The organism is Thorsellia anophelis DSM 18579, assembly GCF_900111395.1.
GTDB classification, from domain to species: domain Bacteria; phylum Pseudomonadota; class Gammaproteobacteria; order Enterobacterales; family Thorselliaceae; genus Thorsellia; species Thorsellia anophelis.
In genome coordinates, this window is record NZ_FOHV01000051.1 from 1 (window position 1) to 8,145 (window position 8,145).

General features: G+C 36.2%; 8 protein-coding genes and 2 pseudogenes. 8 read left to right on the top strand and 2 right to left on the bottom strand.

Annotated elements, in window-relative coordinates; genetic code table 11:
• Window positions 1–315 (top strand): annotated as a pseudogene (locus BMW37_RS14520) (cell envelope integrity protein TolA); the annotation flags it as partial.
• 215 nt (window positions 316–530) lie between these two features.
• Window positions 531–1,256 carry a PepSY domain-containing protein gene (locus BMW37_RS14525; protein WP_093322672.1) on the top strand — a complete coding sequence of 242 codons (726 nt, stop codon included), beginning with the start codon at window positions 531–533 and terminating at the stop codon, window positions 1,254–1,256.
• 188 nt (window positions 1,257–1,444) lie between these two features.
• Here the strand turns inward: BMW37_RS14525 and BMW37_RS16085 are convergent, their stop codons facing one another.
• The gene (locus tag BMW37_RS16085) at window positions 1,445–1,789 is read right to left on the bottom strand and encodes a zinc ribbon domain-containing protein (RefSeq protein WP_218139546.1); all 345 of its coding nucleotides are present in this window, start codon (window positions 1,787–1,789) and stop codon (window positions 1,445–1,447) included.
• 259 nt (window positions 1,790–2,048) lie between these two features.
• On the opposite strand from BMW37_RS16085, the pseudogene BMW37_RS14535 reads away from it, so the two are divergent.
• The 6 genes and pseudogenes from BMW37_RS14535 to BMW37_RS14560 all read left to right on the top strand — a co-directional run bounded on the left by BMW37_RS14535 (window position 2,049) and on the right by BMW37_RS14560 (window position 7,478).
• Window positions 2,049–3,068 (top strand): annotated as a pseudogene (locus tag BMW37_RS14535) (ABC transporter substrate-binding protein).
• A gap of 73 nt (window positions 3,069–3,141) precedes the next feature.
• On the top strand, window positions 3,142–4,041 hold the full coding sequence (locus BMW37_RS14540) for an alkaline phosphatase family protein (RefSeq protein ID WP_093322674.1): 900 nt from the start codon (window positions 3,142–3,144) through the stop codon (window positions 4,039–4,041).
• Window positions 4,042–4,074: 33 nt separating this feature from the next.
• Window positions 4,075–4,914, top strand: coding sequence for an ABC transporter permease (locus BMW37_RS14545; protein WP_093322675.1), 840 nt, complete (start codon window positions 4,075–4,077; stop codon window positions 4,912–4,914).
• A 31-nt stretch (window positions 4,915–4,945) separates the two neighbouring features.
• Entirely contained in the window at window positions 4,946–5,728 is a 783-nt protein-coding gene (locus BMW37_RS14550) for an ABC transporter permease (protein WP_093322678.1), read from the top strand.
• A gap of 44 nt (window positions 5,729–5,772) precedes the next feature.
• Entirely contained in the window at window positions 5,773–6,804 is a 1,032-nt protein-coding gene (locus BMW37_RS14555) for an ABC transporter ATP-binding protein (RefSeq protein ID WP_093322680.1), read from the top strand.
• Window positions 6,804–7,478, top strand: coding sequence for an HAD family hydrolase (locus BMW37_RS14560; protein WP_177168698.1), 675 nt, complete (start codon window positions 6,804–6,806; stop codon window positions 7,476–7,478). The genes BMW37_RS14555 and BMW37_RS14560 overlap by 1 nt, the downstream gene beginning before the upstream one ends.
• A gap of 497 nt (window positions 7,479–7,975) precedes the next feature.
• On the opposite strand, the gene BMW37_RS16120 is transcribed toward BMW37_RS14560, so the two are convergent.
• On the bottom strand, window positions 7,976–8,145 hold a 170-nt coding region (locus tag BMW37_RS16120; RefSeq protein WP_483887624.1), incomplete at its 5' end, for a transposase.

Below are 8,145 nucleotides of genomic sequence, written 5' to 3' on the forward strand. Positions count from 1 at the left end.
CAAAGACAAGCTGAATTAGAGGCAGAGCAAGCAGCTTTAGAAGCAGAGTCTCAAAGACAAGCTGAATTAGAGGCAGAGCAAGCAGCTTTAGAAGCCGAATCTCAAAGACAAGCTGAATATGAAGCGGCTCAAGCTGCAGCATACGAAGAAGCGCAAAGACAAGCTGAATTCGAAGCTGCTCAAGCAGCTGCGAATGCTGAAGCTCAGAGATTAGCCGATGAAGAAGCAGCTAGGATTGCAGCTGAAGAAGAGTTAAAGCGTCTACAGGCTGAAGCAGCCGCCGCCGCTGCCGCTGCTTCAATACCAGCTGAGTAAAATTCTTTATCACATATGGTGATATTATACTAGTAATTTAGGTGAAAATCCTCGCCCAATTAGGGCGGGGGTGTATGCAATTTATGAGTAGAATGATGATTTTTAGTTTTTGATTTATAAGTGTTTTTATAATTGGAATGTTTTGTATTAGAATGTTGGGAATATTAAAAAATAAGATTTTCAATATGAGATACTGACTGACAAGGAATAGTTTTATGCTTAAAAAATTTATGTTTAAAGTCCACCGCTACGTTTCTTATTTTATGTTTATTCAATTCCTTTTTTGGATTATAGGAGGAGTGGTATTTTCTATCATCCCTTTTAATGGAATCACAAAAGGGAATTTTGTGTTAAATGTGCCAAGTGTACTTTTGCCAAAGGATTGGTTGAAAAATTTCCCTCATGAATATCAATTAAATATTAGTAATTTAAGGGCCATACAAACGCCCCATGGTCCCGTAGTTGAAGTTACTCAAACTGATGATGCAGGGCATAAAAAAATTACCCCAATTAATGTGCAGACCTTAAATGTAATAACACATACAAATGAAGAACAGGTAATTGAATTTGCACAACAGTTCCATAAACACAATGCTGCTATCGAATCAGTCTCTTTAATAACAGAGCCTAAAATGCGTTTAGGTATTGTTGATGAGCTGTATGGTGTAACTGATGTTTGGCAAGTTTCATTTGATGATAGTTACAATACAAGACTTTATTTTAGCAAAATAACAGGTGAGTTTTTAAAACTACGCAATGATTATTGGGTAGTATATGATTTTTTTTGGCGGTTACATATTTTAGATATACCAAATGGTGAGAGTTTTAATGGTCTAATGTTGAGGATAGCTGCAATATTAGCACTTTTCTTTACCTTATCAGGGGTATATTTAACTTTTAGCGCAATTAAACGTGATGTTAAAAGGTTGAAAAAAACATAAGTCTCACACTCAGTTCAAAGAGAGTATCAAAAATAAGAAAAAGTTTACTTGTCCAGGATATGAATATTAATTTAACGTTTTAAACACAAGCAACTTTACCAATTAAAACTCGTTTTCTTTGCTGAGATTTTGTATTTATTGTTAACATCCTTCCCCTGCTAAAGCAAGGGGATCCCTACTGCGCACCTTCAATTACTTAAAGAAGTCACTTCGGTGGGTTCTTGCTTCACAGAGATGTCTAACCGCACATTATCTCCACAAGCTAACAAGCGGTGTCCCCGCTCTAAAATATTCATCGCACCGACTACATAGGCGTGATTTTCATAACCACAATCGACACATTGAAACTGGGCTTGTGTCCGTCGGTTTTCCCTAGCAATGTGACCACAGCACCTCTTGCTAGGTGAATCGTCCTGTTTGAAATGCAGACTTGAAACTAAACAGTCATGATATTTTTTGAGTCTAACATCGATATTTTCCATTGTTATGCAGTTTAATTTTACTGTCATCATAAGTTCATATTTCTGACGCATTACTGTCACATAAGACGATTATCTTGTATGACAGTAATGCTAATTTTTTTAGCAAAGTAGCGAATGGATATACATTCGCTTTTGTGAAATGAATGTCAAATATAGAGGTTTTATGAATATGAAGGCAGCCCAAATGAACCAGAATACTAATGCACTGAATCTTCCAATTTTATTATCTAATCTTTCCAATAAATTCATTAAAATACCTAATAGCTCTCATCGTTTAAACAAGTTTGCATTGCTTGGATTAACTGTTTGGATGGGGGTAGTTTCTCTGCCTACAGAAGCCTTAGACAAAATAGAACCTACATTAATTGAAAACGCAAAAAAAGAAGGACAGGTAATAAGTGTCGGAATGCCTGATACATGGGCTAATTGGCAGGAAACATGGGAAGAGATGAATACGACCTATTGAATACGTCATCAAGATACAGATATGAGCTCTGCAGAAGAAATCGCTAAGTTTAAAGCAGAAGGCGAAAATGCTTCAGCTGATATTGGTGATGTTGGTATTGCGTTTGGACCAATAGCCAAGCAGCAAGGTGTCACTCAAGCTTATAAAACTCCATACTGGGATGAAATTCCAGCCTGGGCAAAAGATGATGAGGGGCATTGGGTGCTAGGCTATACAGGTACAATTGCCTTTATCATTGATAATAGTTTGGTAAAAACCCCACCAACAAGCTGGGCAGAGTTAAAAGCAAGTGATTATAAGGTGTCTGTTGGGGATGTAGGGACGGCAGCTCAAGCAAATAATGCGGTATTAGCAGCAGCTTACGCATTAGGTGGCAGTGAAACTAACATCGAACCTGCGATTACCTATTTTAGTGAACTTGCAAAACAAAATAGATTGTCCTTAGCGAATGCTGATATTGCAGCATTAGAAAAAGGTGAAATAGAGATTGCTTTAATGTGGGACTTTAATGCACTTAACTATAGAGATAAGATAGATCCTAGTCGTTTCACAGTTGTGATTCCGTCAGATGGTTCTATTATTTCAGGTTATGCCACGATTATTAACAAATATGCGAAAAATCCTAATGCAGCAAAATTAGCCCGAGCTTATATATTAAGTGATGAAGGGCAAATTAATCTGGCTAAGGGGTATGCAAAACCTATTCGAGAGTCAGTTATTTTACCTAAAGAAGTTCAAGACAAATTACTCCCTCCTAGTCAATATATTAATGCTAAGCCAATTGCAGATAATGCCGCTTGGGAAGCAACATCTAAGCAAATTCCAGCACTTTGGCAATCGAATGTATTAATTCATATGCAATAACCATCTATGTGGTGCCAATAAGTCAAAATATAACAATGTATTGGCACCTTAATGTCTTTTAATAGGAACTCATATGTCAGAGTCAGAATATTCGTCTTTAAATCAATCTAATTACCATTCTCATCAATCTCCAAAAGTCATGCTGGTCATATTAGATGGGTTAAATTTACAAACGGCAATGCATGCAATGGGGTATCTTCACGCGTTATGTGCTAATAGCGCAGATAATCCTAAAGCAACACAAGCCAGTTTCCATTCTTTAGTCAGTGAGTTGCCTTCATTGTCTAGACCTCTTTATGAGACACTGTTAACAGGTAAAAAGCCTATTGAATCTGGCATCATTCATAATGATATTAGCAGGCTATCAAACCAAATAAGCTTGTTTCATTTAGCGAAACGTGCAGGGTTAACTACGGGAGCTGCGGCCTATCATTGGATAAGTGAGTTATATAATAAAACGCCATTTGATCCATTAACCGATAGGGTGACGCATGATCTTGATATGGTGATTGAGCATGGACTTTTTTATAGTGCTGATCATTATCCTGACGATCATCTCTTTTATGATGCGCATGCAATTATAACTGAATACCAGCCTAACTTTATGTTAGTGCACTCCATGAATATTGATGATAGCGGGCATAGATTTGGTTCTGAAAGCCCTGAGTATCGTAACGCAGCAAGGCGTACAGATGGCTTCTTATCCTTGGTTTTGCCTAAGTGGATTGAGATGGGATACCAAATTATGGTGACTTCTGATCATGGTATGAATCGAGACCATTCTCATGGCGGGAGATTAAAAGAAGAGCGTGAAGTTCCGTTATTTTTAATTGGATCTCAGTTTAATCATCATGCTGAATGTCAAATAGCACAAACACAAATAGCTGGAACACTTGCAAGTTTGTTACGTTTAGATCATAACAAGACTATTTGTCGTGAAATGCTCTTAGAGACAACTGGTGTTCAAGGTTGATTTTACTCTTATTTTAATTAAAGCGTTCTATTTATGTCTAAGAGAATTGAATATCGTTTTTCATTACTATGGTTTGTCCCTTTTTCATTGTTATTAATGAGTGTGTGTTTCGCACCATTTATCTGGATAGTAATGAATAGTGTTCAAGATGGGATGGGCAATTTATCATTCCAACACTACCAGGAAATTTTTGGCAACCCATTTTATATGCAATCTATTACGAGTGCATTTTGGTTAGCTCTGACATCAAGTTTTCTGGGACTGGTTATCGGTTTAATTGCGGTAAACTCAATTACTAAAGTGCCCAATAAAATTTCAAAATGGGCACTTTCATTTACCAATATGAGCAGCCATTTCTCTGGCGTTCCCCTCGCGTTTGCTTTTATGATTTTAATGGGAACAAATGGCGTGATAACTTTGTTGTTAAAATCTTGGGGAGTGCCGCTTGGATTTACGCTTTATTCATTAAATGGGTTGATTGTTGTTTATACCTATTTTCAGATACCACTGGCAATCTTATTATTATACCCAGCATTTAGCTTAATTGATCCAAATTGGAAAGACGCGGCTAAATTACTTGGTGCATCAAACTTTTATTATATTCGAACAGTATTAATCCCCATGCTGCTTCCTGCATTATTTGGAACATTTGTCATGTTGATGGCAAACAGTTTAGGTGCTTATGCAACGGCTTATGCGCTCACATCCGGTAATATTAATTTACTGGTTATCCGAATTTCTTCTTTGGTGGTTGGGGATATTTTTTTAAATCCAACATTAGCCGCAGCGCTCTCAATTATTTTAATGGCGCAGTTAGTCTTAATCACATTATTTAATCGTTTGATGTTGGTACGTCGATTTGATGAGGTTTAAATTCTCTATAATGAATAGGTAAATTCGATATATGCGTATAACTTACTATTATCACTACTGTGTGATAGGCATTATTTTATTTGTATTATTTTTACCGCTATTAGCAATAGGACTGTATGCATTTGCTGATGAATGGGGAGCGACTCTATTACCCAATCGGCTCACACTCAAACATTTCCAAATACTGTTTAGCGATGAGAGATTTTACTTAGCGTTTGGACGTTCTTTATTTGTTTGCTTCATGGCATTAATATTGTCAACCATTATCATCTTACCGGTTACTTTTATCATTCATTACCGATACCCAAGTCTAGATAAGTGGATGAATATGATCATTCTCATGCCTTTTGCCATGCCACCAGTCGTTGCATCAGTCGGCTTATTACAGCTATATGCCTCTTCTTCATTAATGGGGGGACCCTGGATTTTAGTCTTAAGTTATTTCATGATAGCTCTACCATTTATGTATAAAACACTCAGTAGTAGTCTGAAATCAATTTCCTTGCCTGATTTAATGAATAGTGCGAATCTAATGGGTTCATCTGATTTTAAAGCGTTTTTCCAAGTCATTTTACCCAATATTAAAAGAGGACTCTTTACCAGTTGGTTTATTTGCTTTTCATTTATGTTTGGAGAGTTTGTTTTTGCAAACATGCTCGTAGGCACTCGTTTTGAAACACTTCAAGTCTATCTTTTTAATATGAGATCGACCAGTGGACATTTTACCAGTGCTTTAGTGATGACCTATTTCACTTTCGTATTAATTATCACCTATTTTGCTATGCGTTACAGCCGTCAAAACGATGAAAAATAAAAATAGTACTCATACAGTTAGGGCATTTAAACAGGAACTCTATCATGACAATATTTTTTGAAGCCAAAAATTTAAAAAAATCCTATTGGATAAAACAAACGGAACAACCCATACTTAACAATCTTTCGTTTGAAGTATATAAGGGAGAATTTATCACGCTATTAGGGCAAAGTGGTTGTGGCAAATCTACGTTACTTCGAGCGATTGCAGGATTAACGAATATAGATAGTGGTGAATTGTATGTGGAAGGGGAATGCATCACTCACCGAAGTATTCAAAAACGTGGCATAGGCATGGTGTTTCAGCATTATGCGTTATTTCCTAATTTAAGTGTGTTTGATAATGTCGCTTACGGCTTAAAAATAGCAAAATGCACTAAAGCAGAGTGTGCAAAACGAGTGAATGAAATCCTTGAACTAGTTGATTTATTACCGCACGCTAGTAAGTACCCTCATCAATTATCAGGGGGACAAAGGCAAAGGGTTGCATTAGCTCGCGCCGTAGTTATGATGCCAAGATTATTATTACTTGATGAACCTCTGAGTGCTTTAGATGCACCTATCAGAAAGCGGCTTCGTGAACAAATTAAAAAAATTCAAAGTGCGCTCAACCTAACAACATTATTTGTGACTCATGATCAAGAAGAAGCTATGGCTTTATCTGATAGAATATTTTTGATGGATAATGGACAGTTTGTTCAGCAAGGAAAGCCTGAATTGCTTTATACAAGACCTGAAACCCGGTCTATAGCCGCTTTTATTGGTCACTATAATATTTTGGAACCAAGTGATGTGAGCAAACTGTTTAACCATAGCACATCTAAATATATTGCGATTCGACCTGAATCGATTTATATAGAAGATCATACAAGGCTATTTAGTGATACCTTAAGCGAAGCATTCAGAGCTAAAGTCATTTCAGTGCAATTGCTTGGTAATATCATCCGGTATCAAGTTGAAGTCAATCAGGTCCAATTAAAGCTAGATACCTTGAACCGTGGGTTGATGCGTTTGGTTCCTGTTGGTAGTGAATTATTAATTCGATTTAATTTTGAAGAGTGTATTGAGGTTGCATGATGGAAATAGCTTATTTTGATTTAGATGAAACGATTGTTTCAGTTGATAGTACAACCCTATGGCTCGCATGGCTTGTTAAACAAAACTTAGCGACTGAAACATTATTAAAAGAAGATGAAAGACTGCTTGCACTTTACTATGAGGGGCGAGTTGATATTACACAATATATTGAACTGAGTTTATTGCCGATTAAAGGTATGGATACTGAACAGGTGAACACGCTTGTTACGCAATTCGTACTAGAAGAAATTAAACCAAAGTTGTATGTCGAAGCACTGGCAAAATTAGAATGGCATAAAAAACGTGGGGATCATATTGTCATTATATCAGCAAGTTCAGAACACATTGTTAAACCGATTGCGGAATTTTTAGGGGCAAGTGTGAGCTTTGGTGTTGAGAATGAAATTTTGTATGATAAAGAAAGTAATCAACAGATCTATACTGGCAAGATAATGGGTGAGCCTACGTTTAAAGAAGGAAAAGTTAAGAAGATTTTGGCTTACTTAGCAAATAAAAAACATGAGCTCCCATCTAATCTTAGAAGCTACGCTTATTCAGATTCAATTAATGATAGGTTTTTACTTGAATTTGCAGATCACAGTTATGTGATTAATCCAAATGAAACGCTTAAACAACTTGCTACTGCTAAAGGCTGGACAGTGCTTTATTGGTAATTTTTTGGCTGCTGTAGATGGTTTTATAAGAAAGCAACAAAACTATTTCTTTCAAATTAGATTTCAATGCGTGCCTTTTGCAGTTGAGTAAATCTATGATAACTATTAGATGTATCTAGATGTATCGTCATTTTTTCAATTTTTTGCCCAAAATGATCTTTAAGCCTATATCCAGTGCTAACAAAGTTATTTTTGTTTTACAGCCCTATCAATCTTTTCGAGCGCAGTTGATAGGTTGATTTTTCCTTTTCATGGTTTTTGATAGTGTGCTTTCTAAATCAATACGCGCTTTTTTTAAAACAAAACAGAATGAGAGCTTTGCATTTATGCTCTGCATCTCGCTAGTTACATCAAAAATCTATTTTTTAAAAAATAGATTTTTGGAAAAATTTTTTTTCCTGTTTTTTTGATCATTTTTTTCAAAAAAAACACTTTTTTCGCGTATTTATAGGCATATTGACCCTTTTTTGTTCCATTTTTTGCCTTTTAGGCAAAATTTAGGCGTATTTAGCCTGTAAATCGTCTAGTTCTTTTTTAATTGTTTTGGCCCTCTGGAGATTTAAAACAATACAACGCAGCGTACAGCTTAGCGCATTTCTAACTAGCCCCTTATATCTCGCTTGTCCCATCCCAATGTGCATTTTTCCAATGCCAAATACACTTTCTA